Annotated in this window: 22 protein-coding genes; 18 read left to right on the forward strand and 4 right to left on the reverse strand. The window is 35.5% G+C overall.

Annotated elements, in window-relative coordinates; genetic code table 11:
- The first annotated feature begins 6 nt into the window (after window positions 1-6).
- Both CJF42_RS17215 and CJF42_RS17220 read left to right on the forward strand, forming a co-directional pair.
- Window positions 7-3114 carry an efflux RND transporter permease subunit gene (locus CJF42_RS17215; protein ID WP_095367862.1) on the forward strand — a complete coding sequence of 1036 codons (3108 nt, stop codon included), beginning with the start codon at window positions 7-9 and terminating at the stop codon, window positions 3112-3114.
- Between the two features lie 565 nt (window positions 3115-3679).
- Window positions 3680-3919 (forward strand): helix-turn-helix domain-containing protein, encoded by a 240-nt coding sequence (locus CJF42_RS17220; RefSeq protein ID WP_095367863.1) that lies wholly within the window; start codon window positions 3680-3682, stop codon window positions 3917-3919.
- A 113-nt stretch (window positions 3920-4032) separates the two neighbouring features.
- Here the strand turns inward: CJF42_RS17220 and CJF42_RS17225 are convergent, their stop codons facing one another.
- From CJF42_RS17225 to CJF42_RS17240, 4 genes are all read right to left on the reverse strand, one after another.
- On the reverse strand, window positions 4033-5409 hold the full coding sequence (locus CJF42_RS17225) for an AmpG family muropeptide MFS transporter (protein ID WP_095367864.1): 1377 nt from the start codon (window positions 5407-5409) through the stop codon (window positions 4033-4035).
- Between the two features lie 111 nt (window positions 5410-5520).
- On the reverse strand, window positions 5521-6153 hold the full coding sequence (locus CJF42_RS17230) for a peptidylprolyl isomerase (protein WP_095367865.1): 633 nt from the start codon (window positions 6151-6153) through the stop codon (window positions 5521-5523).
- An 8-nt stretch (window positions 6154-6161) separates the two neighbouring features.
- Entirely contained in the window at window positions 6162-6713 is a 552-nt protein-coding gene (locus tag CJF42_RS17235) for a YajG family lipoprotein (protein ID WP_170940644.1), read from the reverse strand.
- Between the two features lie 114 nt (window positions 6714-6827).
- Complete coding sequence (locus CJF42_RS17240) at window positions 6828-7982, reverse strand: methyltransferase (protein WP_095367867.1); 1155 nt, start codon at window positions 7980-7982, stop codon at window positions 6828-6830.
- Between the two features lie 47 nt (window positions 7983-8029).
- On the opposite strand from CJF42_RS17240, the gene CJF42_RS17245 reads away from it, so the two are divergent.
- The 16 genes from CJF42_RS17245 (at window position 8030) to nqrM (ending at window position 22169) form a co-directional block, all read left to right on the forward strand.
- Window positions 8030-8638 (forward strand): alpha-ketoglutarate-dependent dioxygenase AlkB family protein, encoded by a 609-nt coding sequence (locus CJF42_RS17245; RefSeq protein ID WP_095367868.1) that lies wholly within the window; start codon window positions 8030-8032, stop codon window positions 8636-8638.
- A gap of 50 nt (window positions 8639-8688) precedes the next feature.
- Window positions 8689-8991 carry a BolA family protein gene (locus CJF42_RS17250; RefSeq protein ID WP_095367869.1) on the forward strand — a complete coding sequence of 101 codons (303 nt, stop codon included), beginning with the start codon at window positions 8689-8691 and terminating at the stop codon, window positions 8989-8991.
- A 116-nt stretch (window positions 8992-9107) separates the two neighbouring features.
- Window positions 9108-9629 carry a TRAP transporter small permease subunit gene (locus CJF42_RS17255; RefSeq protein ID WP_095367870.1) on the forward strand — a complete coding sequence of 174 codons (522 nt, stop codon included), beginning with the start codon at window positions 9108-9110 and terminating at the stop codon, window positions 9627-9629.
- Window positions 9630-9644: 15 nt separating this feature from the next.
- Window positions 9645-11024, forward strand: coding sequence for a TRAP transporter large permease (locus tag CJF42_RS17260; RefSeq protein WP_095367871.1), 1380 nt, complete (start codon window positions 9645-9647; stop codon window positions 11022-11024).
- 162 nt (window positions 11025-11186) lie between these two features.
- On the forward strand, window positions 11187-12290 hold the full coding sequence (locus tag CJF42_RS17265; RefSeq protein WP_095367872.1) for a TRAP transporter substrate-binding protein: 1104 nt from the start codon (window positions 11187-11189) through the stop codon (window positions 12288-12290).
- A 224-nt stretch (window positions 12291-12514) separates the two neighbouring features.
- Window positions 12515-12637 (forward strand): hypothetical protein, encoded by a 123-nt coding sequence (locus tag CJF42_RS29110; RefSeq protein WP_286203505.1) that lies wholly within the window; start codon window positions 12515-12517, stop codon window positions 12635-12637.
- On the forward strand, window positions 12618-12950 hold the full coding sequence (locus CJF42_RS17270; protein ID WP_095367873.1) for a GNAT family N-acetyltransferase: 333 nt from the start codon (window positions 12618-12620) through the stop codon (window positions 12948-12950). The genes CJF42_RS29110 and CJF42_RS17270 overlap by 20 nt, the downstream gene beginning before the upstream one ends.
- A gap of 101 nt (window positions 12951-13051) precedes the next feature.
- A complete protein-coding gene (gene fabV / locus CJF42_RS17275; RefSeq protein WP_095367874.1) occupies window positions 13052-14242 on the forward strand; it encodes an enoyl-ACP reductase FabV in 1191 nt (396 codons plus the stop codon).
- Between the two features lie 557 nt (window positions 14243-14799).
- The gene (locus tag CJF42_RS17280) at window positions 14800-16143 is read left to right on the forward strand and encodes a Na(+)-translocating NADH-quinone reductase subunit A (RefSeq protein WP_095367875.1); all 1344 of its coding nucleotides are present in this window, start codon (window positions 14800-14802) and stop codon (window positions 16141-16143) included.
- A 2-nt stretch (window positions 16144-16145) separates the two neighbouring features.
- Entirely contained in the window at window positions 16146-17348 is a 1203-nt protein-coding gene (locus tag CJF42_RS17285; protein ID WP_095367876.1) for an NADH:ubiquinone reductase (Na(+)-transporting) subunit B, read from the forward strand.
- Complete coding sequence (locus tag CJF42_RS17290; protein ID WP_095367877.1) at window positions 17341-18090, forward strand: Na(+)-translocating NADH-quinone reductase subunit C; 750 nt, start codon at window positions 17341-17343, stop codon at window positions 18088-18090. The genes CJF42_RS17285 and CJF42_RS17290 overlap by 8 nt, the downstream gene beginning before the upstream one ends.
- Entirely contained in the window at window positions 18090-18719 is a 630-nt protein-coding gene (locus CJF42_RS17295; protein ID WP_042142533.1) for an NADH:ubiquinone reductase (Na(+)-transporting) subunit D, read from the forward strand. The genes CJF42_RS17290 and CJF42_RS17295 overlap by 1 nt, the downstream gene beginning before the upstream one ends.
- A gap of 10 nt (window positions 18720-18729) precedes the next feature.
- The gene (gene nqrE, locus CJF42_RS17300; RefSeq protein WP_095367878.1) at window positions 18730-19344 is read left to right on the forward strand and encodes an NADH:ubiquinone reductase (Na(+)-transporting) subunit E; all 615 of its coding nucleotides are present in this window, start codon (window positions 18730-18732) and stop codon (window positions 19342-19344) included.
- A gap of 17 nt (window positions 19345-19361) precedes the next feature.
- Entirely contained in the window at window positions 19362-20588 is a 1227-nt protein-coding gene (gene nqrF / locus CJF42_RS17305; RefSeq protein WP_095367879.1) for an NADH:ubiquinone reductase (Na(+)-transporting) subunit F, read from the forward strand.
- 194 nt (window positions 20589-20782) lie between these two features.
- Window positions 20783-21841, forward strand: a complete 1059-nt coding sequence (locus tag CJF42_RS17310; protein ID WP_095367880.1) for an FAD:protein FMN transferase — start codon at window positions 20783-20785, stop codon at window positions 21839-21841.
- 115 nt (window positions 21842-21956) lie between these two features.
- On the forward strand, window positions 21957-22169 hold the full coding sequence (gene nqrM, locus CJF42_RS17315) for a (Na+)-NQR maturation NqrM (RefSeq protein ID WP_095367881.1): 213 nt from the start codon (window positions 21957-21959) through the stop codon (window positions 22167-22169).
- Window positions 22170-22828: the final 659 nt, after the last annotated feature.

A 22828-nucleotide genomic window follows, 5' to 3' on the forward strand; every position in this document is an offset into this window, starting at 1 on the left:
GAATAAATGAGAACAATAATTGACGGCGCATTAAATAAAACCAGAACGGTTTTATCTATTTTTGTATTATTACTGATTGCTGGTTGGATGACTTATCAAAGTATTCCCAAAGAAGCTAACCCAGATGTAAATATTCCATTTATTTATGTTTCTATTGTACATGATGGTATTTCACCAGAAGATGCTGAAAGATTACTGATCCGCCCAATGGAAGTCGAATTACGTGCGATACAAGGCGTAAAAGAAATGAAAGCTACGGCCAGTGAAGGTCATGCATCAATCACATTAGAGTTTTTGGCAGGGCTAGCTACCAATGATTTATTAGCAGAAGTACGTGATAAAGTTTCATTAGCAAAAGCTAAATTACCGAGAGAATCTGAAGAGCCTGAAGTACATGAAGTACTAATGGAAGATCAACAACCGACAATTACACTTACGCTGTCAGGAAGTGTACCTGAACGCGGTTTATTAACTATTGCGCGTAATTTAAAAGATGATATTGAAGGCATATCTAGTGTAATGGAAGTTGATATTGGTGGCGATCGTGAAGACATGGTTGAAATTATTGTTGATCCACTACTCATGATTTCTTATGGTTTAGATCAAACTGATATTTATAACTTAATTAGTAGCAATAATAAATTGGTTGCTGCGGGTACTTTAGATACAGGCAAAGGCCGCTTTGCAATAAAAATTCCGTCAGTGTATGAAACAATTCAAGATGTGATGAAACAACCTGTAAAAGTGGTAGGTGATAAAGTTGTGCGTTTTATGGATGTGGCACAAATTCGTCGCTCTTATAAAGACCCAAGTTCAATTGCACGTATTAATGGCGAGTCAGCAGTTGCTTTAGAAGTTAAAAAGCGCAGTGGTGAAAATATCATAGATACGGTTAATGAAGTTAAAAGCATTGTTAAAAAAGCAAAAAAACTTTGGCCTGAGCATATTAAAGTTAACTATACAGCTGATAGCTCTCAAGATGTAAAAGACATGCTTGCAGACTTACAAAATAATGTAATGTCAGCCGTTTTATTAGTGGTAATAGTGATAATCGCTATTTTAGGTAGTCGTTCTGCGTTTTTAGTGGGTATTGCTATCCCTGGTTCATTTTTAACGGGTATTTTAGTGTTATCTTTATTTGGCTTTACTGTCAATATCGTTGTTTTATTTGCCTTGATCATGGCTGTAGGTATGTTAGTTGACGGTGCTATTGTTGTTACTGAGTTTGCTGATCGCATGATGAGTGAAGGCATGCATAGGAAGCAAGCCTATGCTATGGCTGCAAAACGCATGGCATGGCCTATTATTGCATCAACAGCAACAACCTTAGCTGCATTTGTACCTCTCATATTTTGGCCAGGCATAATGGGCGAATTTATGAAGTACTTACCTATTACCTTGATTGCAACTTTGAGTGCTTCTTTAGTAATGGCATTAATATTCGTCCCTGCTTTAGGAAGTTTAATCGGTAAAGTAAGATCAATTAAAGACGCTGAAAAAAAAGAATTAGTAGCTGCGGAAGAAGGTGATGTGACTCAATTACATGGCTTCAGTGGTAAGTATGTACGGGTATTAGATAAAGCTATAACACGTCCTTGGTGGGTTTTATTTGGTGCCATTATCATTTCAATTTTAGTTTTTGTTGGATATAACGCTTCTAAGCTCGGGGTTGAATTTTTCCCTGAAGTAGAGCCTAACGGCATTAACTTAAAGGTGCGCTCTTTTGGTGATCTATCAATATATGAAAAAGATACCATCATGAAAGGTATCGAAGGTCGGATATTATCAATTGAAGGTATTAAGACTATATACTCTCGTACTGGCGGTAAAGATTTAGTGGGTACAATTCGTTTAAATTTAGATGATTGGGATCAACGTTTACCTGCCGATGATATTATTGAGCAAGTCATTGCGCTGACAGAAAATATTGCAGGTGTTGAAGTTGAACTTCGTAAAGACGAAAATGGACCTGGCGGTGGTAAAGATTTATCTGTTGAATTAAGTTCTAAATACCCTGATGCTTTAAATAATGAAGCGAGACGTATTCGCCAAGCATTAGAAGCCGATGGGTCATTTATGAATATAGACGATACCGCTTCAAAACAAGGTATAGAATGGCAGCTTAAAATTGATAGAAGTAATGCTGCGCGTTTTGGCGCTGATGCAACTATGTTAGGTGCTAATGTTCAGATGATAACTAATGGTTTAAAATTAGGCGAATATCGCCCTGATGATGTTGATGATGAAATTGATATCAGAGTACGTTTTCCTTATGAAAAACGTGATTTAGGCCGCATTGAAACACTTCGTATTAAAACTATGCATGGTCAAATACCTGTTTCGCATTTTGTTACTAAGTCACCAGTGCAAAAAGTAGATACGATACGAAGAGTTGATAGTCATAGGGTTGTTACCGTTAATGCTGATATGAAGTCAGGTGAATTATTGAGCTTAGCTTTATCTCGATTACAAGAAAAGCTTAAAATGCAAGAAATGGACCCTAGAGTGAAATTAAAAGTACGGGGTGAAAATGAGGACCAAGGAGAGTCAGAGGTGTTTTTGAAAAATGCTTTAATGGTTGCTCTGTTTGTTATGGGTTTGATTTTAGTTACTCAGTTTAATAGTTTTTATCAGGCATTTTTAATTTTAAGTGCTGTTTTATTCTCTACGGTAGGCGTATTTTTAGGTTTACTCATATTGCAACAACCGTTTGGCATTGTAATGTCGGGTATCGGTGTTATTGCATTAGCGGGTATCGTTGTGAATAATAATATTGTTTTAATTGATACCTACAACGTGCTTAGGGCTCAAGGCATGGTGGCTAGAGAAGCAATATTAAGAACTGGCGCTCAAAGGTTAAGACCTGTACTGCTTACAACTGTCACAACTATATTGGGCCTAATGCCTATGGTATTACAAATTAATATTGATTTCGTTAATCGCGAAGTAGCAGTGGGTGCTCCCTCTACACAATGGTGGGTTCAGCTATCAACAGCTGTCGCGGGAGGCTTAGCCTTTGCAACGATATTAACTTTAGTACTCACGCCATGTTTGTTGATGATAAGAGCAAGGCGACAGGAAGTTAAAGTGTTCCACAAAGTTAATACTTTGTGAAACTAAAGTAATCTAATTATTAGTTAAAAGCCACTTATATTAAGTGGCTTTTTATTGATTTGTAACAAAAATCATTAAAGTAAAAAAACCTAATATAAAGCCACTAAAACCAAGTATGTATAAAAATCCTTTTTTGCCTTGTTTCAGGTCTAGATTATTTTGCTTTAAAAAAATGAACCATAAAAAACAAAGTACTATGGGAAGTAAAAACATTAATCGGATCATATTTGTCTAATTATCACTATTTTCAATTATTTAATAAAGAGTATAACAGTACTCATTAGAAAATCAGTTTTATGTGATTTAGACAAAAATAAAGATCATTCGTCGCATTTTATGTAATAGAAGGTGATTAAAGGTTAGTATTATTTAATGATTAATTTAGACCTATATTAGGTAAACTCGTAAAAAACGGCTATACCTAATATATAGCTTGTGCTTTAATGGGGTCAAATCAATTCTTACGCTTTAAAACTTAAGAGTTTTGAACCTTAGTATTGAGTATCATGGGAGGGGCACTCCCACTTTTTTAATATAAAAATAACATCTAGTAGGAGATGCTTTTATGATGGGAAAAACAGTTTCATCTGATGAAAATAGTAGACTAACGTCTTGGCTTAAAGAGAAACGTCAAGAGAAAGGTCATACAATGAGAAGCCTAGCACAAATCATAGGTACACCTCATTCATTCATCGGTAAAATTGAAAACCAAGAACGCCGTTTAGACGTTGTTGAGTTCGTTCGTTACTGTAACGCGTTGGAAGTAGATCCAACTGAAGGCTTAGCTTTATTAGACGTTGAATAGCTTTCGTATAAATGATATTCATCATCTAAAACATATAAGATGCAAGGAAGCATTTTATAATCTTCTAACTTCTATCCATTTTACAGCTTTTTAAATTCACCAATTACTTAACACTATTTTTTATGAAAGTTATTTTCTAATTTGTATAAATGATGCCTGATCAGGTATAAGAAAATCAATGATGGAATCACCATAACAGCCGTTAAAACAAAAAATAAAGCCCAGTTACCGTCTAACCAGTCGACTAATATGCCACTTGAAGATGAGAGTAAGGTTCTGGCAAAGTTGCCTAATGAAGCCAGCAGAGCGTATTGTGCAGCAGTAAAATTGCGATTACAGAGCATAGATAAAAATGCCACCATAGCCACAAGAGACCAAGCTGAAGTAAAACCATCTACCACTACCGTTAATGCATACATCCATTCTACAGGACCCACTAGCGCTATTACAGCAAATAATAGGTTTGATAGCGCCATAGCAATACCGCTAATCAATAACCCTTTTACAATACCGTATTTATGATTAAACAAACTACCTAGAAATGCAAAAACGATAGTAATAATACCCGTACCAAATTTAGAATAAGTGCCTATTTGAGTATTAGTAAAACCAACTTCTTTATAAAAAACGATAGACATACGTCCTAAAAATGCTTCACCAATTTTAAATAGGAATATAAATGCAAGTATGGCTAATGCTGCTTTAACACCGTTACGTTTAAAAAATTCTGAAAAGGGCGCAACAAGCGTCACTAACAGCCAGCTAGTGATTTTGGCTGAAAAAGTATTCTGATTATTAGTAAATAATGTTTTTTGATACTGAGATTGTAATTTGGATTGGACTTGATCTCGATTTGAATCAGGCTCTTTTACCCAAAATACACATAAACTTAAACACAACATCATGGCTGCTAAAAGAATATAAACTTGATTCCAACCCCAGCCAGGAAAATCAGCAAAAAAGAAAGGAACCGTACCTAGTAATGCATAGCCTGACCACCAACCTGATGTCGCCATTGCGGCAGCTGCTGTTGCTTTGTGGCTTTCATTTTCTGCTAAGGTGTCAATACGAAAAGCATCGATAGAAATGTCTTGTGTGGCTGATGCAATCGCAATCACAATTGAAAAAATAGCAACAAGTTTTAGGTTTGAACTTATATCTACAGTAGATAATAAAAATGTCGCTGCGATAATGAAAAACTGAGTGAATAAAATCCAACTACGTCTTAAACCCAATAACTTATGTAATATAGGTAATTTAACCCTATCAACTAAGGGGGACCATAAAAAGTTGATCGAATAAGCGCCAAAAACTAAGCCAAAAAGGCCAATTGTACTTCGAGAAAGTCCTTCATCTTTTAACCAAGCAGACAGTACAGAACCAATTAACACCCAAGGAAAACCACTGGCCATGCCAAAAATAAAAATACTTATTAAACGTTTATCATTAAAATAGCTTAAGTATTCTTTCATTGAGATATCAGTGGTCATATATAATTCTTATTCTTATTATTATTATTATTATTATTATTATTATTATTATTATTGGTTTGAAACGCCCAAAATTTGGGAGTGATACTTTAAAATATAGGATAGTTAACTTTATAATTTTTCTTCAGGTAAAACGATTACATCATAAATTAATACAGGTTTTACAGGCACAAAATCATAACCAATTTTTTCATTATATCTTGTTTCAACTTTCATTATTTTATCTAACGTTTCATATCCTTCAGAAACATTACCAAAAACAGCAAATCCCCAACCTCTCCCAGGGTTCAAGTGATGATTGTCATCCATATTAAAAAAGAACTGACGGTCACCTGAATGTGGTTTTCTATCTTGATAGGCCATAGCAATAGAATACATTTCATTTTTCATACCATTGCCACTTTCATTAAAAATAGGCGCTATCGTATGCATACCATCATAGTCTTTGTCATAACCACCGCCTTGTATTACAAAGTCTTGTTCATTTTCTTCATTACGCTCAACACGATGAAAAATAGAACCTTTGTAATCTCCGTTAGCCACGTAGGTTAAAAAGTTATTCACTGTGATTGGTGCGCGGGAGCGGTCTAATTCAATAATAATATTACCATAGCTTGTTTTTAATTCTACTTTAGGAAATAGGTTACTTTTTTGTACAAACTTACCATCGGCAGCACTTAAAGCTGATACCGAAAATAGGGTGATTGTACTTAGAATAAACGTTTTAATGAATGATTTGATCATTGATATCTTTAACCTTGTAAAAATTCTTGAAGTTCAGCGTCATTGACAATACGCGAAATCATTTGTTCTAACAATGTATTAAGTCGACCTTCCACTTTTGCTTTATCAAAGATTAAAGGGCCTTCGCTGTTTTGACTGCCATTATAATATTTATTAAAACTACGTTTTCCTTTATTGAGTTTAACTTCAAGCTCAATAATACCTTCACTGCGGTATTTTAAGGTTTGTTGCTTTACGATGACCTCCAGTTGATGAATAAGTAAGATCATTTTGTTTTGTGATGATGAATTTATATTGATATCGCCATTTTTAAAAGCTTTAGATAAAGCAATATTTAGCGAATATTCTAAGTCATTACTTGATACTTTAGTAACATCACCTTTTTGTAGAATACGAAGCGCGGTAGGCGTTTCACGATTATCTCGCACTAATAAATCTATATTGTTTGCAAGTTTTAACTGAGTCACGGCAGTGTAATTTGGCGCAATAATTATACGTTCTGGCAGAGACTGGCATGCAGATATTGAAAGTACATAAAATAATAGGGCTATTTTTTTCATGGAGTTCCTACAGTAGGTTGTTATTGAGTGGCAAACAGTACACAAAAGGATATTTAATTTCATAATTTAATAAAAGGTAAATATCCTATTATAATGTTACATAGTTTTAAAGTTTTAAAGTTTTAATGCTTTGTGTTTGGTAGAGCTTAAAACAACAAAGCGACTATTTGAGCCTAGTAATTTACAATTACCAAATATGCGTTCTAATTTGCCATGATAATCAAGATGGCGATTGCCGATAATGCGTAATTCTCCTCCCACTTTTAATACACGACGGGAATCTATAAACATCTGCCATGCAATATGATCTGTTACAGCTTGCTGTTGATGAAATGGAGGGTTACATAAAATAATATCTTGGCTTTCATTTTCAAAGCCCGTCATGCAATCATTTTGCATAAACGTACATTGATTTAATTTTTCGGGTAAATTTTGTTGTATGTTAAGCCCCGCAGAGTTGACAGCCATATCTGATTCGTCGACAAAAGTAATATTTGAACTAGGGCATTTTGTTAGTGTTGTAAGGCCAATAACACCATTACCACAGCCTAAATCTACAATACTTTTTAGCTTTTTAGTTTGTGGTAAGAAATTCATAAAGAATCGCGCCCCAATATCTAATGAATCACGTGAAAATACATTTGCGTGATTATTGATAAGAAAGTCGGTATTTTTAAGTTCCCATTTTATTGTTTCAGGTGTTTCTTGTGATTGTCTTTCAAATGTGGCAAATATTAAGCGAGATTTTTTAACCGCTAATGATGTTTTTGCATCACCAATATATTTATCAAATACTTTTGAAGTAGAGTTATGAATATCTTTAGTTTTACCTGCACCAATAACTAAGGTACCTGGTTTTAATATTTGGCTTAATTTGGCAAGTTGGTGAGCTAATAAACCATTGTTTTTTGGGATCTTGATTAAAACTAAATCTATTTCACTTGAAGGTAAGTCGAAACAACTTAATAAATCTAAATTATCGCTGGATAAGTTATTTTTTTCGATATTGTATTTAGCTGCTTGATGAGCAATATAAGAGTCGCTGATCAGTGTATTTGCTTTGTCATTAAAATAACAACTTAAAGCACCAAAACTATCATTGATGATAGCAATATTATTAACTTTACTATGATGTTCTTCAACATAATTAATTAAATATTCATCAGCAGAATCCCAAGCCTGCAAACTACGCGTTTTTTGTTCTAAAGGAAAACGTTCTAAAGTAAATGTTTTATTACCTAGCATTGCTTGGGTTGATTCTTGTATCATGAGTATTTTATACCAGTATTATATTATTCATCGAAATTGATTTTACCATGCCTTTATTTAATTGTTCACCTGATTTGCCTAACTGCTTCAATTATTATGAAAATAGCATGAGTGAAGCAAAAGCTGATGCTTTATTTAACTATTTAGTAAGTAGAATGAATTGGCAGCAGCCAGCGATTTCTATGTATGGAAAACAAGTATTGATCCCGAGAAAACAGGTTTACATGGCTGATAGAATAATGAATTATGCTTATTCAGGCATGGCACTCGAAGTAGAACCTTGGGATCCCATTTTAGAAAAATTATCAGCCAGATTAACAAAACAGTTTGAAGTACCATTTAATGCTGTATTGGTAAATTGGTATCGAGATGGCAATGATAGTGTTGGTTGGCATGCAGATGATGAGTTTGAATTAGGTTTAAACCCTGTGATTGCTTCTATTTCATTAGGTGATGAAAGGTTATTTAAAATAAAAGATATTGTGAACAATAAAAATTTTAAACATAAACTCTCTAGTGGTAGCTGCTTATTAATGTCCGGTAATAGTCAAACACAATATCAACATTGTCTGCCTAAAATGGCCAACTCTCATATAGGTAATAATGTTAAGGGGAGAATAAACCTCACTTTTAGGTATATTCATCACAATATTTAAAATAAAATAAAATAGAATTAAAATTTAGAGCTATCGTACAAGGTTTAAGCATGCAAATTCAAATAGAAGAAAAATTATTAGCTAACATCAATTGTAAGCATTTAACAGTCACTAATGAAAGCCATATGCACAGCGCTGGTACTGATTCACATTTTAAAGTGGTGATTGTGAGTTCTGATTTTGAAGGTAAACTATTATTACAACGACATCGTGCTATTAATAAAGTACTTGCCGATGAACTTGCTAATCATATCCACGCTTTGGCACTTCATACTTACACTGATCAGGAGTGGTCGCAATTAAATGAACAAGCACCACTTTCTCCTAAATGTGCAGGAGGCTCTAAAAAGTAGACTTTTTACTCTATATATTAAAAGTTTAGTTTTATATAACTCAAAGAATAACAAAGGTTTATTATAGGTGCAATAAATGTTAAATTCTCGCGATGTAAAAAAATTATTATCGCGAGATGAAGAGTATTTTAAGTAAAACACACCAAAAAATAGATCGATTCACAGAAACTCTGGGTAATATCATCGCTTGGTTTACCGCTTTTATGGTTGTTATTATGGTTGCTATCGTTGTATTACGATACGGCTTTAATATTGGTTGGATTGCGATGCAGGAATCAGCCTTATATCTGCATGCTTTTGTGTTTATGTTGGGTTGCTCTTATACCTTGAAACATAACAGTCATGTACGGGTTGATATTTTTTATCGTAATTTTAGTCCTAAAAAACAAGCTTGGGTAAATTTATTAGGATGTTTACTGCTTTTAATGCCAGTTACAGTTTTTATATCAGTAATGAGTTTTGATTATGTTGTTAGTTCTTGGCGTTTAATGGAAGGCTCTCGTGAAGCTGGTGGTTTACCTGGGGTTTTCATTTTAAAGTCTTTGATCCCTTTATTATCTTTTACACTTATCATTCAAGCAATTTCAGAAATGCTAAAAGCTATTGAAATTATACTTGGAAAATCTCAAATTAATTAATCAGGAGTTAAGACCATGGAGTATATGGCCTTATATTTATTTATTGCAGTTTGTCTTGTTTTATTAATTGGCTTTCCAGTGGCATTTTCTTTAGCAGGCACAGCACTCGCTTTTGCGGGAGTTGGCATGATGCTAGGGCATTTTGATGCTTCATTTTTACATGCTATTCCAAATCGCTTATTTGGTATTGTTTCTAATTCTATTTTGATGGCAGTCCCGCTGTTTATATTTATGGGGGTTATGTTAGAGAAGTCTAAAGTCGCTGAAAATCTATTAGATGCCATGGCACTCGTTATGGGGAAAACCAAAGCGGGCATGGGAGTCGCTGTAACACTTGTTGGTATGTTATTAGCTGCAAGTACCGGTATTGTAGGTGCTACGGTTGTTACTATGGGGTTACTAGCATTACCAACTATGTTAAAAAGAGGCTACAACCCGCAATATAGCGCTGGTATTATTGCTGCAACTGGTTCTTTAGGGCAAATTATTCCGCCTTCCATTGCATTGGTTTTGTTAGGTGATGTTCTTTCAAGTAGCTATCAGCAAGCGCAGTTAAATATGGGGATATTTTCACCAGACACCATTTCTATCGCAGATTTATTTGCCGGTGCTGTGATCCCCGGATTTATTTTAGTATTGCTTTATATTATTTATTCTTTTGTTTTAGCTATTTTTAAACCAGAACAAGTGCCTTGTTTATTAGATGAAGATATTGAATATATAAAGAGTAGAAAATCAGTTGGGGTTTTTTCTGCTTTAGTACCGCCTTTATTACTGATTTTTTGTGTGCTTGGTTCTATTTTATTTGGTGTCGCAACACCAACCGAAGCTGCAGGAGTAGGGGCGTTTGGAGCCTCTATTTTAGCTGTATGGCAAAAACAGTTTACCTTGATTAACTTACAAGATGTGATGCGTCAAACGCTAAAAATAACCGCTATGGTATTTATGATTTTAATTGGAGCTTCCATTTTTTCATTAGTATTTAGAGGTTTTGGCGGTGAAGAGTTAATAGGTGGTTTTTTTGAGCAATTACCCGGTGGTAAAGTTTCTGCGATTTTAATTGTTATGCTCGTAATGTTTTTATTAGGTTTTATTTTAGATTTTATCGAAATTACATTTGTTGTTGTACCAATTGTTGCACCTATATTATTGATGATGGGTGTAGATCCTATTTGGTTAGGCATAATGATAGCTGTTAATTTACAAACCTCATTTTTAACTCCACCATTTGGTTTTGCATTATTTTATTTACGTGGGGTGGCACCAAAATCCATTTTAACATCTGACATTTATAAAGGGGTGATCCCTTTCATTATGATGCAACTGTTTCTCTTGATTTTAATGTCAGTTTATCCGAAAGTAGTAACTTGGCTTCCGAATATGTTATATCCGTAACCACATATAGTATGGGACATGTCCATGATTATTTACATAACAACAATGATAAAACATTAAATAATCAATATATTACATTAAATTAAAGATGGACGATCGATATATTAGGTTTTAATAACTTTAGGTAATCATTTAGCTCAATTTTTAAGGGAGAAAATAGAAATGAAATTGATCAAAAAGGCAGTTTTTGCAAGCCTTGTAAGTATGTTGATATTAGGTTGCTCTGATAAAAATAATAGTTCAAATCAGACTAATCAAATTCAATTAGCTCAAGTAGAGCAAAAGTTTAATTGGAAGCTTGTGACAAGCTGGCCTAAAAATTACCCTGGTTTAGGTACTGCACCTGAAAGGTTTGCCAAAAATGTTAATTTGATGAGTAATGGTAGATTAACAGTCAAAGTTTATGGCGCAGGGGAGCTAGTACCAGGATTTGAAGTATTTGATACTGTAGCTGCAGGTACTGCTCAAATGGGGCATAGTGCTGCATATTACTGGAAAGGTAAATTACCCGCAGCGCAATTTTTTACAGCTATCCCCTTTGGTATGAACGCGCAAGAAATGAATGGTTGGCTTCATCACGGTGGTGGTATTGAATTATGGAAAAACTTATATAAGCCATTCAATTTAATTCCTGCTGCAGGAGGGAATACGGGTGTGCAAATGGCTGGTTGGTTTAAAAAAGAAATCAAAACAGTTGAAGATTTAAAAGGTTTAAAAATGCGTATACCTGGTTTAGGTGGCGAAGTACTTAAAAAATTAGGCGGTTTACCTGTATCTTTGACTGGTGGAGAGTTATTTACTTCACTACAAACCGGCGCAATCGACGCCACAGAGTGGGTTGGGCCTTACAATGATTTAGCTTTTGGCTTAAACAAAGCCGCGGAGTTTTATTATTATTCAGGTTGGCATGAGCCAGGTGCAAATCTTGAGTTTCTAATCAATCAAGATGCGTTTAATAAATTACCAAAAGATTTACAAGCAATAGTGACAGCAGCGATGCGAGTAGCAAATACAGATATGCTTGATGAGTATACAGCGAGGAATAATGATGCGCTAGATAAGCTTATTAATAAACATAATGTTAAGCTTAGAAAATTTTCACCTGAAATTATGACTGCATTAAAACACAGTATGGATGAAGTGATGCAAGATCAAATTGCAGCTGATCCAAAAATGAAAGAGATATGGCAGTCTTATAAAGCTTTTTATACTCAAGCTAAGTCTTATCACGATATTTCTGAGAAAGAGTATTATTTAAATAGATAACGATACCCTTGTGCTTCAGAGGTTGTTATTGAAGTAGGTTATCAGTTGATACCACATATAATTAATAAGGTTATACCCAAACCACTTCAAGATGCAGGATTCAGTTGGAATTAGAAATACTTTAGGCAGGCATTGATTGAAGAACATGGTTATTCCCTTTTCAAAATCAATAACGCTGCATAAAGTATTTATAAACCAACCTTACAGGGACTTCTGAGCAAATCATGCTCGTTGTTCCATCTTTTTTTAAGGGAGTAACCATTAATGCAAAGATGCGCCTAGATCATGAATTGCTCAGCAGTCCTGAACCTCACATCTTGAAGTGGCTTGGGTATAGTAGGCAGTGATAAAGTTGTTGGAGAAATTGTATTTAAAGTTGAAGATTGGCAAAATCAAAGAGCTGAAATTGGTTATAGGTTAAGTGAATCCATTGCAGGTAAAGGTGTATGTACTGAAGCTGCAACATTGCTAATCGATTTTTTATTTACTGAAATCGTTTTTTTCAAACTTGTTGCCAAATGTGATCCCAGAAATATCGCCTCTTATAAAGTAATGGAAAAATTAGGTTTTAAGAAAGAAGCATTTTTTAAAGACCATTATTTAATGGGAAATGAATGGACAGATCAATACGATTATGGATTGTTGGCAACGAACTGGTAAGATGATTTAATTAAAACAAACACATCCGACCTGTTTAACGAATTTAAGCGTTAAACTAGCACGTAATTTACTGAATAATTTAATAAGTATGGAATAATAATATGGTCATTAAGCCTAAAATCCGTGGATTCATCTGCACTAACGCACATCCAGTTGGCTGTGCAGAACATGTTAAAGAACAAATAGAATATGTAAAATCAAATGGTCCAATTAAGAATGGTCCTAAAAATGTTTTAGTGATAGGTGCGTCAACAGGTTATGGTTTGGCTTCTCGCATAACAGCTACTTTTGGTTCAGGTGCAAATACGCTAGGTATTTTCTTTGAGAAAGAAGGTACTGAGAAGCGTACAGGTTCTGCAGGTTGGTATAATTCAGCGGCATTTCATGACGAAGCTACAGAAGCTGGCGTATGGGCTAAAAGCATTAATGGCGATGCATTCTCAGATGAAATTAAAGCTAAAACAATTGAAACAATTAAAGCTGAAATGGGTCAAGTTGATTTAGTTATTTATTCTTTAGCATCTCCACGTCGTACAGACCCTAAAACAGGTGAAGTGCATACTTCTACTTTAAAACCAATTGGTCAAAAAATAACAACAAAGAACCTTAATACATCAAAACGTATTATTGATTCTGTGACTGTTGAAGCTGCAAATGAAGATGAAATTGCTAATACTGTAAAAGTAATGGGCGGTGAAGATTGGGAATTATGGCTAGAAGCTTTAAATGAAGCTGATGTATTAGCTGATAATTTTAAAACAACTGCATATACATATATAGGTAAAGAGTTAACTTGGCCTATCTATGGGCATGCAACAATTGGTAAAGCAAAAGAAGATTTAGATCGCGCAGCTGCTGCAATTAAAGCATTAACTGTAGATAAAAAAGGTGAAGCTTATGTTTCTTCACTTAATGCAGTCGTAACGCAAGCAAGTTCAGCGATTCCAATTATGCCACTATATATTTCTGCTTTATTTAAAGTTATGAAAACAGATGGTACTTATGAAGGGACTATTGAACAGATTGATAGTTTATTCAGAGAAAACCTATTTGGTGCTTCGCCCCGTTTTGATGCTGATGGTCATTTATTTCAAAACTATAAAGAACTGGAAGATGCTGTACAACAACGAGTGCAAAAAGTGTGGGATACAGTTGATACAGATACGATTGATGAGTTAACCGATTATATTGGTTATCACAATGAATTTTTACGATTATTCGGTTTTGGTATTGATGCTGTTGATTACGATGCTGATGTTAATCCAGTTGCTGTTATTGAGAAAATGGTATAATAAACCAGTTTAATCTTTTTTAAGGCCACATAGTGGCAAAATAAAAATTTAAAAAAGCCACTTACCTTAAATTAAGGTAAGTGGTTTTTTATTTTTCTAGTTTGTATTTTCTTTAATCGTAGGGGCTTAAGGATTGAAATACAGCTAATCAAAATTAAATAATAAGTATTTATTTTGAATAAAGATATTCTAGATGATGTTTAGCCTGACAGTATTGTTATTTTATAATATATATCATTAGTACAAGTTGTTGCACAATTTTTAGACTTTAGACTATGCTTAATTCTTGGGTGCAAAATGAGTAATTTTAATTTAAGTCTAAATTAGTTAATTTGTAAGCATTAATTTCGATAATGCCCTCGCAAAGACTAGGGTTTTAATGCTAGAATCCCGCAAATTATTTTAGTTTCGCTGTGTAGTCTTTTCTTGTTTGAAATTTAAAATTTCAAATGAGGCACCTTTACAGGAGCTTATAAAAAGTTGGGTTGCTTTTTTAAGTTAGATTACGTGGCCGGTTAGATGAACAGTTTCTTTCCTTTAATGTAATGCAAGTGTCTATGATCAATATAAAAAAAGGTCTGGATCTTCCAATAGAAGGTGCACCACAGCAAGTAATTCATGACGGTTCAGCCGTTAAACGAGTTGCCGTGCTTGGTGAGGAATTTATTGGAATGCGTCCGTCCATGCAAGTTCGATTGGGTGACCAAGTCAAAAAAGGCCAAGTTCTTTTTTCAGATAAAAAGACTCCTGGCGTAAAATTCACAGCAACAGCTTCGGGTGTTGTTAAAGAAATTAACCGTGGTGCAAAGCGTGTTTTGCAATCAGTTGTTATCGAAATCGATGGCAATGAGCAAATCACTTTTGACTCTTTCACTTTAGATTCGCTAGCGACTCTAGATCGTGAGAAAGTTCAAAACGTACTGGTTGAATCGGGGCAGTGGACAGCAATGCGCACTAGACCATTCAGTAAAGTACCAGCTTTGGATACTAAGCCAAATTCAATCTTTGTAACTGCTATGGATACTAATCCATTAGCCGCTGATCCAGTTGTTGTGATCGGTGAAAATAGTGAAGCTTTTGAAGCGGGTCTATCTGTGGTTTCACGTTTGACTGACGGTAAGGTTTTTGTTTGTAAACAAGCTGGAACGTCTATACCAAGCTCTTCTATTGCTTCTGTTGAAGTACAAGAGTTTACAGGTGTTCATCCAGCAGGTTTAGTTGGCACTCATATCCATCACTTAGATGCTGCATCTGCAAGCAAACAAGTATGGCATTTAGGTTACCAAGATGTAATTGCATTTGGTAAGCTTTTCCTTACTGGTGAAATTTTCACTGACCGTGTTATCTCAGTTGCAGGTCCTGCAGTTAAGAATCCACGCTTAGTTAAAACTCAGCTAGGTACTAACCTTGATGATTTAGTTAATGGTGAATTAGAAGACGGTGAAAATCGTGTGATTTCAGGTTCAGTGTTATCTGGTTCAACGGCAAATGGCGTTCACGCTTACTTAGGTCGTTACCATAATCAAGTTTCAGTATTAGCTGAAGGTCGTGAAAAAGAATTATTTGGTTGGATTGCGCCAGGTTCGAAAAAATTCTCTGTAACGCGTACTTTCTTATCTCATTTATCACCTAAACGTCTTTTCAATATGACGACATCTACTGGTGGTTCTGAGCGTTCTATGGTGCCAATTGGTAACTATGAACGAGTAATGCCGTTAGATATCCTTCCGACTCATTTATTACGTGACTTAATTGTACGTGATCTTGATAGCGCAATTTCTTTAGGTGCACTTGAATTAGATGAAGAAGATTTAGCGTTATGTACATTCGTTTGCCCAGGTAAATATGAATATGGCGTAATTCTTCGTGATTGCCTGAATACAATCGAGAAGGAAGGCTAACAATGAGCTTAAAGAATTATTTAGAAAAGGTTGAACATAATTTTGAACCAGGCGGTAAATACGAAAAATTTTTTGTATTGTATGAAGCAGCAGCAACAATTTTCTACACGCCAGGATTCGTAACTAAAAACGGATCTCACGTACGTGATAATATTGACCTCAAACGTATTATGATTTTAGTTTGGATGGCAACATTCCCAGCTATGTTTTTTGGTATGTTCAATATTGGTCATCAAGCTGCTGATGCGCTTGCTGGCGGTGCTGTTTTAGCTGATAACTGGCAGGTTGGTCTGTTCCAAATGTTAGGTGGTGAATTAACCTCATCCTCTGAATGGGGCGCCAAAATGTTTTATGGTGCGTGTTTCTTTTTACCTATTTACGCAACTGTGTTTGTGGTAGGTGGTTTTTGGGAAGTGATTTTTGCAGGTATTCGTAAACATGAAGTAAATGAAGGCTTCTTTGTTACTTCAGTATTATTTGCACTTATTCTTCCTGCAACGATCCCATTATGGCAAGTTGCACTAGGTATCACTTTTGGTGTTGTAATTGCCAAAGAAGTATTTGGTGGTACAGGTCGTAACTTCTTAAACCCTGCATTAGCTGGGCGTGCTTTCCTTTTCTTTGCATACCCAGCAGCAATTTCAGGCGATACAGTTTGGACTGCAGTAGATAACTTCTCTGGTGCAACTATGCTTGCACAAGGTGTTATGGGTTCAATTGATTTTTCAAACATGGATTTATGGTTAGAGTCCTTTTATGGTTTTGTTCAAGGTTCAGTGGGTGAAACTTCTACATTAGCACTTGCGATTGGTGGTTTGTTCTTAATATATGTTCGTATTGCGTCGTGGCGCATTGTTACGGGTGTAATGATTGGTATGATCGCAACATCTTTATTACTAAATACAATTGGTTCTGAAACGAATCAAATGTTCGCGATGCCTTGGCATTGGCATTTAGTACTAGGTGGCTTTGCTTTTGGTATGTTCTTCATGGCAACAGATCCAGTATCTGCATCTTTCACTGATACAGGTAAATGGTACTACGGTGCATTAATTGGTTTTATGGTTGTGATGATCCGTGTTGTAAACCCTGCATACCCAGAAGGTATGATGTTAGCTATTTTATTTGCTAACTTGTTTGCACCGTTATTTGATCACTTCGTTGTACAGTCGAATATCAAGCGGAGGTTAGCACGTAATGTCTAGTAATAAAGAGTCAATCGGTAAAACGCTTGGTGTCGTTGTTGGGTTATGTTTAGTATGTGCTATTTTAGTATCTACTGCGGCAGTCCAACTTCGCCCATTACAAGCAATAAATAAAGCGATAGATGTGCAAACAAATATCTTAGCTGCAGCTGGTATTGAAGTTAAAGACGGTGCGGATATTTCAGCTTTATTTAGTGAAAACGTTGAAGCTAAAGTCGTTAATATGAAAACCGGAAAGTTTGTTGATACCGATCCAAATAGCTTTGACTTTGAAAAAAGTAAATTTGATCAAAAAATCAGTATCAAACTTGATAAGCAAACTGATATTGCTGGTATACAGCGTATGACTAAAGAGTCACCTGTATATTTTGCTAAGGAAAATGGCAAAATAAGCACAATCATTCTACCTGTACAAGGTTATGGTTTATGGGGTGTGATGTTTGGTTTTATTGCGTTAGATGTTGATACAACTACGGTTAAAAACATTAACTTTTATAAGCATAGTGAAACACCTGGTTTAGGTGGTGAGATTCAAAATCCTAAATGGGTTGCCACTTGGGCAGGTAAACAACTGCCAGTTGATATCATTAAAGGTTATACAGGTAACGAAATTAATAAGTTAGATGGCCTTTCTGGTGCGACTTTAACTTCAATTGGTGTTGATAATACGTTTAAATTCTGGACAGGTGAAAATGGCTTTGGTCCTTTCCTTGCAGAAGTTCGTAAAGGAGCATTGAACTAATGGCTGATTCTAAAGAAATCAAACAGGCGCTACTTGGCCCTGTATTTGCTAATAACCCTATTGCATTACAAGTGCTAGGTGTTTGTTCTGCACTAGCGGTAACTTCAAGCCTAAAAAATGCTTTGATCATGACTATGGCTGTAATGGTTGTAACTGCATTTTCAAGCATGTTCATTTCAATGCTACGTAATCACATACCTTCAAGCGTACGTATTATTGTGCAAATGACGATTATCGCATCCGTTGTAATCATTGTTGATCAGGTATTACAAGCATACTCTTATGCAACGGCAAAAGAGCTTTCTGTTTTTGTTGGCTTGATCATAACAAACTGTATTGTAATGGGTCGTGCTGAAGCATACGCAATGAAAACTGGTCCTATGATGTCATTTGTTGATGGATTAGGTAATGGTTTAGGTTATGGCGTTGTGTTATTAACTGTTGGTTTTATTCGTGAACTATTCGGTAAAGGAACATTATTTGATGTTTCAATTATTCCATTAGTTGCAGACGGTGGCTGGTACCATCCTATGGGTCTACTAATTTTACCACCAAGTTCTTTCTTCATTATTGGTTTGTTCATATGGGTACTACGTACTTATAAGAAAGATCAAGTAGAAAAGGCTTAAGGGGATAATAATGGAACATTATATTAGTTTATTTGTAAAAGCAGTTTTCATTGAAAACTTAGCATTATCATTCTTTTTAGGTATGTGTACTTTCTTAGCTGTATCTAAAAAAGTAACTACTGCAATTGGTCTTGGTGTAGCGGTAATCTTTGTATTAGGTATTTCAGTACCGGTAAATAACTTAGTTTATCACGCTGTTTTAGCTCCAGGAGCACTTGAATGGCTACACCCAAGTTTTGTAGATGCTGATTTAAGCTTCTTACGTTACTTAACATTCATCGGTGTTATTGCTGCTTTAGTACAAATTTTAGAAATGGCTTTAGATAACTTTTTCCCTGCGTTATATAATGCACTAGGCATCTTTTTACCACTTATCACTGTTAATTGTGCAATCTTTGGTGCGGTTTCATTCATGGTTGAACGTAATTACAACTTTGGTGAGTCAGTAATATACGGTATTGGTGCTGGTGTTGGTTGGGCGCTTGCGATTGCCACTTTAGCGGGTATTCGTGAAAAAATGAAGTATGCTGATGTACCTCATGGTCTTCGTGGGTTAGGTATTACATTCCTAACTGTTGGTCTTATGGGTCTTGGCTTTATGTCATTTTCTGGTATTTCACTTTAAGGTAGCGAGGAAAAATCATGCTTGATATTTATTTAGGCGTAGGTATGTTTACCGCTATCGTGGTACTACTTGTTTTAGTCATCTTAATGGCAAAGGCAAAATTAGTTCCAAGTGGTGATATCATAATTGGTATCAATGAAGATGCTGATAAAGCAATTAAAACAACTGCAGGTAGTAAATTATTAGGTGCATTAGCCGATTCAGGTATATTTGTATCTTCTGCTTGTGGTGGCGGTGGCTCATGTGGTCAGTGTCGTGTAAACATTAAATCTGGTGGTGGTGATATTCTACCAACTGAGCTTGACCATATTTCTAAAGGTGAAGCGAGAGAAGGCTGCCGTTTAGCATGTCAAGTTAATGTTAAGCGTGACATGGAAATTGAACTTGAAGAAGAAATCTTCGGTGTTAAAAGATGGGAATGTGAAGTTATCTCTAATGATAATAAAGCAACTTTCATCAAAGAGCTTAAGCTTGGCATCCCAGATGGCGAATCAGTTCCTTTTCGTGCCGGGGGTTATATTCAAATTGAAGCGCCACCACATCATGTGAAATATGCAGATTTTGACGTACCTGCAGAATACCGTGGTGACTGGGAGCATTTTGGTTTCTTTAATTTAGAGTCTAAAGTAGATGACGAAACAATTCGTGCGTATTCAATGGCTAACTACCCTGAAGAAGAAGGCATTATCATGCTTAATGTGCGTATCGCTTCGCCTCCTCCAAGAGATTTAAGCTTGCCATGTGGTAAAATGTCATCTTACATATGGTCATTAAAAGCAGGCGATAAAGTGACAATTTCAGGTCCATTTGGAGAGTTCTTCGCTAAAGATACTGACAATGAAATGGTATTTATAGGTGGTGGTGCTGGTATGGCTCCAATGCGTTCTCACATATTCGATCAGCTTAAACGCTTACAATCTAAACGTAAGATGAGCTTTTGGTATGGTGCACGTTCTGTTCGTGAAATGTTCTATGTAGAAGATTTTGATGGATTAGCAGCTGCAAATCCTAACTTTAAATGGCATTGTGCACTTTCAGATCCTCAACCTGAGGACAACTGGACGGGTTATACTGGCTTTATCCATAACGTGCTTTTAGAAAATTATCTAAATGAGCATGAAGCACCAGAAGATTGTGAGTACTATATGTGTGGTCCTCCAATGATGAATGCTGCTGTTATTAGCATGCTTAAAGAACTTGGTGTTGAAGATGAAAATATCTTACTTGATGATTTTGGTGGTTAAGTAAAACACTAAACTAAAGCGACTAATAATTAGAAGCTTATAGTATGAAGCTATAAAAAAGCTTGTTACTGGTTTATACTAGTAACAAGCTTTTTTTATGTGAAAAATGAAGTGATTCCTCAATAAATTAATACAAAAAATTAATTTATATCTCATAAAATAAAACGTAATCTAAATTTTAAACGGAAATGTTGATGGACTCTTACATCCTTAATAAACAAATATTCAATAAAAAGTGGATTCTTGGATTTTTCTTAATTTTTTCAGTCTTTTTACTTCAAGGTTGTGAACCAAACAGCAACGGCAAAAAGTATCAAGAAGTTTTACTGCAAGGTAAAACTATGGGCACGACTTTTACTGTTAAAGTGTTTGTGCCTGATTCTGAAGTTCGTTCATTAAATTTATTTTCAGATGTAAAAGATTTACTAGCTGATATAAATCAATCTATGTCAACCTATATAGAAGATTCAGAGATTAGTCGCTTTAATCGCTCAGAAGCTAATACAGCCTTTCCGTTATCAGAAGATTTTAGAACTGTTCTGGTTGAGTCGATTAGGTTAGGAAATAGTACAAAAACTTTAGATGTAACCATGGGCCCTTTAATTGATTTGTGGGGATTTGGACCAGATAAGCAACCTACAAAAGTACCCACTGCTGAACAGCTTCAAAGTATTAAAGATAAAATGGGGGTGGATAAGTTATTACTATCAAATGCGGGTTTAAGTAAATCTATACAAGATCTAGAGCTTAGCTTATCTGCAATAGCCAAAGGGTTTGGTGTAGATAAGGTAGCTGAATTATTAGAGAAGAATGGCTATACTAATTATATGGTTGAAATTGGTGGTGAACTTAGACTTAGTGGCTCAAAACCTAATGGTGACTTATGGGCGATTGCGATAGAGCAGCCAGATCCTGCATTGTTACAACCCGCTGTACACAGAACTTTAAAATTAAGCACTATCAGTGTTGCGACATCAGGCGATTACCGTATATTTTATGAGTTAGAAGGGACAACTTACGCTCATATAATTAGCCCTGAAACAGGTAAGCCAATTAAACAAGATTTAGTATCTGTAACTGTATTACATCCTTCTTCAATGACGGCTGATGCGTTAGCTACAGCGTTAACCGTAATGGGCACAGAAAAGGCAAAACAGTATGCAGAACAAAATAATATCGCAGTATATTTGATCAGTAAAACAACTGAAGGATTAAAGACATATTCAAGTTCTAAATTTGCACCTTACTTGTAATAAAGCGTAGTCAGATCAAGCTAAGTTTTAATTACTATAGTTATTGTTTTTTACACCCTGTATAATACGCCACGAAATTTAGCTTTTTCAATTTAGTGATTTTAGGGGCCCTGTTATGTCACTTTTTATTCTTACATTTTTTTTACTCGTTATTGTTGCAGCAGCTATGGCTGTAGGTATGATGGTTAAAAATAAAACTATGGCTAGTAGTTGTGGTGGCTTAGGTGCTATGGGCATTGAAAAGGCGTGTGATTGTGATGATCCTTGTGATCGCCGTAAAGAGCGTATGGCTAAAGAGCAAGTCTGGAAAGATAACCAAATACTTTAATTTATGCATTAAAGTTAGCTATAAAACCTCCAATTGGAGGTTTTTTTGTTTGTCTAGCGAAGCTGGCAAACCCGACTGGCTGAAAGAAGCCATAGGAAGTTAGAGGTACACAACTAACCGTAACCTGCTTCGGCGGTGTTGGTGGGTAAGCGTCCAAAATAGCGCAAAGCCCGATACTTAGTCAGACCAATACTGTACTTGAGGGTGGTATTTCTAACAGGGAGTCAGTGTAGTAACTGGGGAAGCCTGGCATCTAAACTTAATTTTAGTAAGTGGCTTAAACTCAAGAGGAAACTCAAGGTTTAACGTCGGTGTGAGGTGGCAGATGAGCCCGTAGTAGTGAGTAAGGCAAGGCCGATGAAAGCCAGTAATGGTGAGGAGGGGAAAACCAAGCCGACCATCAACATCATGTTTGATGGAGTCAATTTAAGTCAAAAGCTCTAATTGATTGCGAAGGGGGGAAGCATGTTTTAAGACTTTGATGAGTAGTGAGTTTTTATCATTGATACACAAACCGCCTGATCAGCGGGACAAGCAAAATTGGTGCGCTAGGAATAGTGACATCTGATGAGATTGGTCGTATATGGGAAGTAATTGTAGTCAAGTTTGGTAGACTGCCTTTGTGCTAGAACGCGAAATCCTGCGATGAAAGTTACCAC

This window comes from Pseudoalteromonas sp. NBT06-2 (assembly GCF_002276045.1).
Taxonomy (GTDB): Bacteria; Pseudomonadota; Gammaproteobacteria; order Enterobacterales; family Alteromonadaceae; genus Pseudoalteromonas.

What these genes read in the sequence shown, in the direction of transcription:
- nqrM (WP_095367881.1), top strand. Translation starts at nt 21,957, where the DNA reads ATGTCACTTTTTATTCTTACATTTTTTTTACTCGTTATTGTTGCAGCA.
- CJF42_RS17220 (WP_095367863.1), top strand. Translation starts at nt 3,680, where the DNA reads ATGATGGGAAAAACAGTTTCATCTGATGAAAATAGTAGACTAACGTCT.
- CJF42_RS17215 (WP_095367862.1), top strand. Translation starts at nt 7, where the DNA reads ATGAGAACAATAATTGACGGCGCATTAAATAAAACCAGAACGGTTTTA.
- CJF42_RS17285 (WP_095367876.1), top strand. Translation starts at nt 16,146, where the DNA reads ATGAGCTTAAAGAATTATTTAGAAAAGGTTGAACATAATTTTGAACCA.
- CJF42_RS17250 (WP_095367869.1), top strand. Translation starts at nt 8,689, where the DNA reads ATGCAAATTCAAATAGAAGAAAAATTATTAGCTAACATCAATTGTAAG.
- CJF42_RS17225 (WP_095367864.1), bottom strand. Translation starts at nt 5,409, where the DNA reads ATGACCACTGATATCTCAATGAAAGAATACTTAAGCTATTTTAATGAT.
- CJF42_RS17230 (WP_095367865.1), bottom strand. Translation starts at nt 6,153, where the DNA reads ATGATCAAATCATTCATTAAAACGTTTATTCTAAGTACAATCACCCTA.
- CJF42_RS17290 (WP_095367877.1), top strand. Translation starts at nt 17,341, where the DNA reads ATGTCTAGTAATAAAGAGTCAATCGGTAAAACGCTTGGTGTCGTTGTT.
- CJF42_RS17295 (WP_042142533.1), top strand. Translation starts at nt 18,090, where the DNA reads ATGGCTGATTCTAAAGAAATCAAACAGGCGCTACTTGGCCCTGTATTT.
- nqrF (WP_095367879.1), top strand. Translation starts at nt 19,362, where the DNA reads ATGCTTGATATTTATTTAGGCGTAGGTATGTTTACCGCTATCGTGGTA.
- CJF42_RS29110 (WP_286203505.1), top strand. Translation starts at nt 12,515, where the DNA reads ATGCTCGTTGTTCCATCTTTTTTTAAGGGAGTAACCATTAATGCAAAG.
- CJF42_RS17235 (WP_170940644.1), bottom strand. Translation starts at nt 6,713, where the DNA reads ATGAAAAAAATAGCCCTATTATTTTATGTACTTTCAATATCTGCATGC.
- CJF42_RS17280 (WP_095367875.1), top strand. Translation starts at nt 14,800, where the DNA reads ATGATCAATATAAAAAAAGGTCTGGATCTTCCAATAGAAGGTGCACCA.
- CJF42_RS17265 (WP_095367872.1), top strand. Translation starts at nt 11,187, where the DNA reads ATGAAATTGATCAAAAAGGCAGTTTTTGCAAGCCTTGTAAGTATGTTG.
- CJF42_RS17255 (WP_095367870.1), top strand. Translation starts at nt 9,108, where the DNA reads ATGAAGAGTATTTTAAGTAAAACACACCAAAAAATAGATCGATTCACA.
- CJF42_RS17240 (WP_095367867.1), bottom strand. Translation starts at nt 7,982, where the DNA reads ATGATACAAGAATCAACCCAAGCAATGCTAGGTAATAAAACATTTACT.
- CJF42_RS17245 (WP_095367868.1), top strand. Translation starts at nt 8,030, where the DNA reads ATGCCTTTATTTAATTGTTCACCTGATTTGCCTAACTGCTTCAATTAT.
- fabV (WP_095367874.1), top strand. Translation starts at nt 13,052, where the DNA reads ATGGTCATTAAGCCTAAAATCCGTGGATTCATCTGCACTAACGCACAT.
- nqrE (WP_095367878.1), top strand. Translation starts at nt 18,730, where the DNA reads ATGGAACATTATATTAGTTTATTTGTAAAAGCAGTTTTCATTGAAAAC.
- CJF42_RS17260 (WP_095367871.1), top strand. Translation starts at nt 9,645, where the DNA reads ATGGAGTATATGGCCTTATATTTATTTATTGCAGTTTGTCTTGTTTTA.
- CJF42_RS17310 (WP_095367880.1), top strand. Translation starts at nt 20,783, where the DNA reads ATGGACTCTTACATCCTTAATAAACAAATATTCAATAAAAAGTGGATT.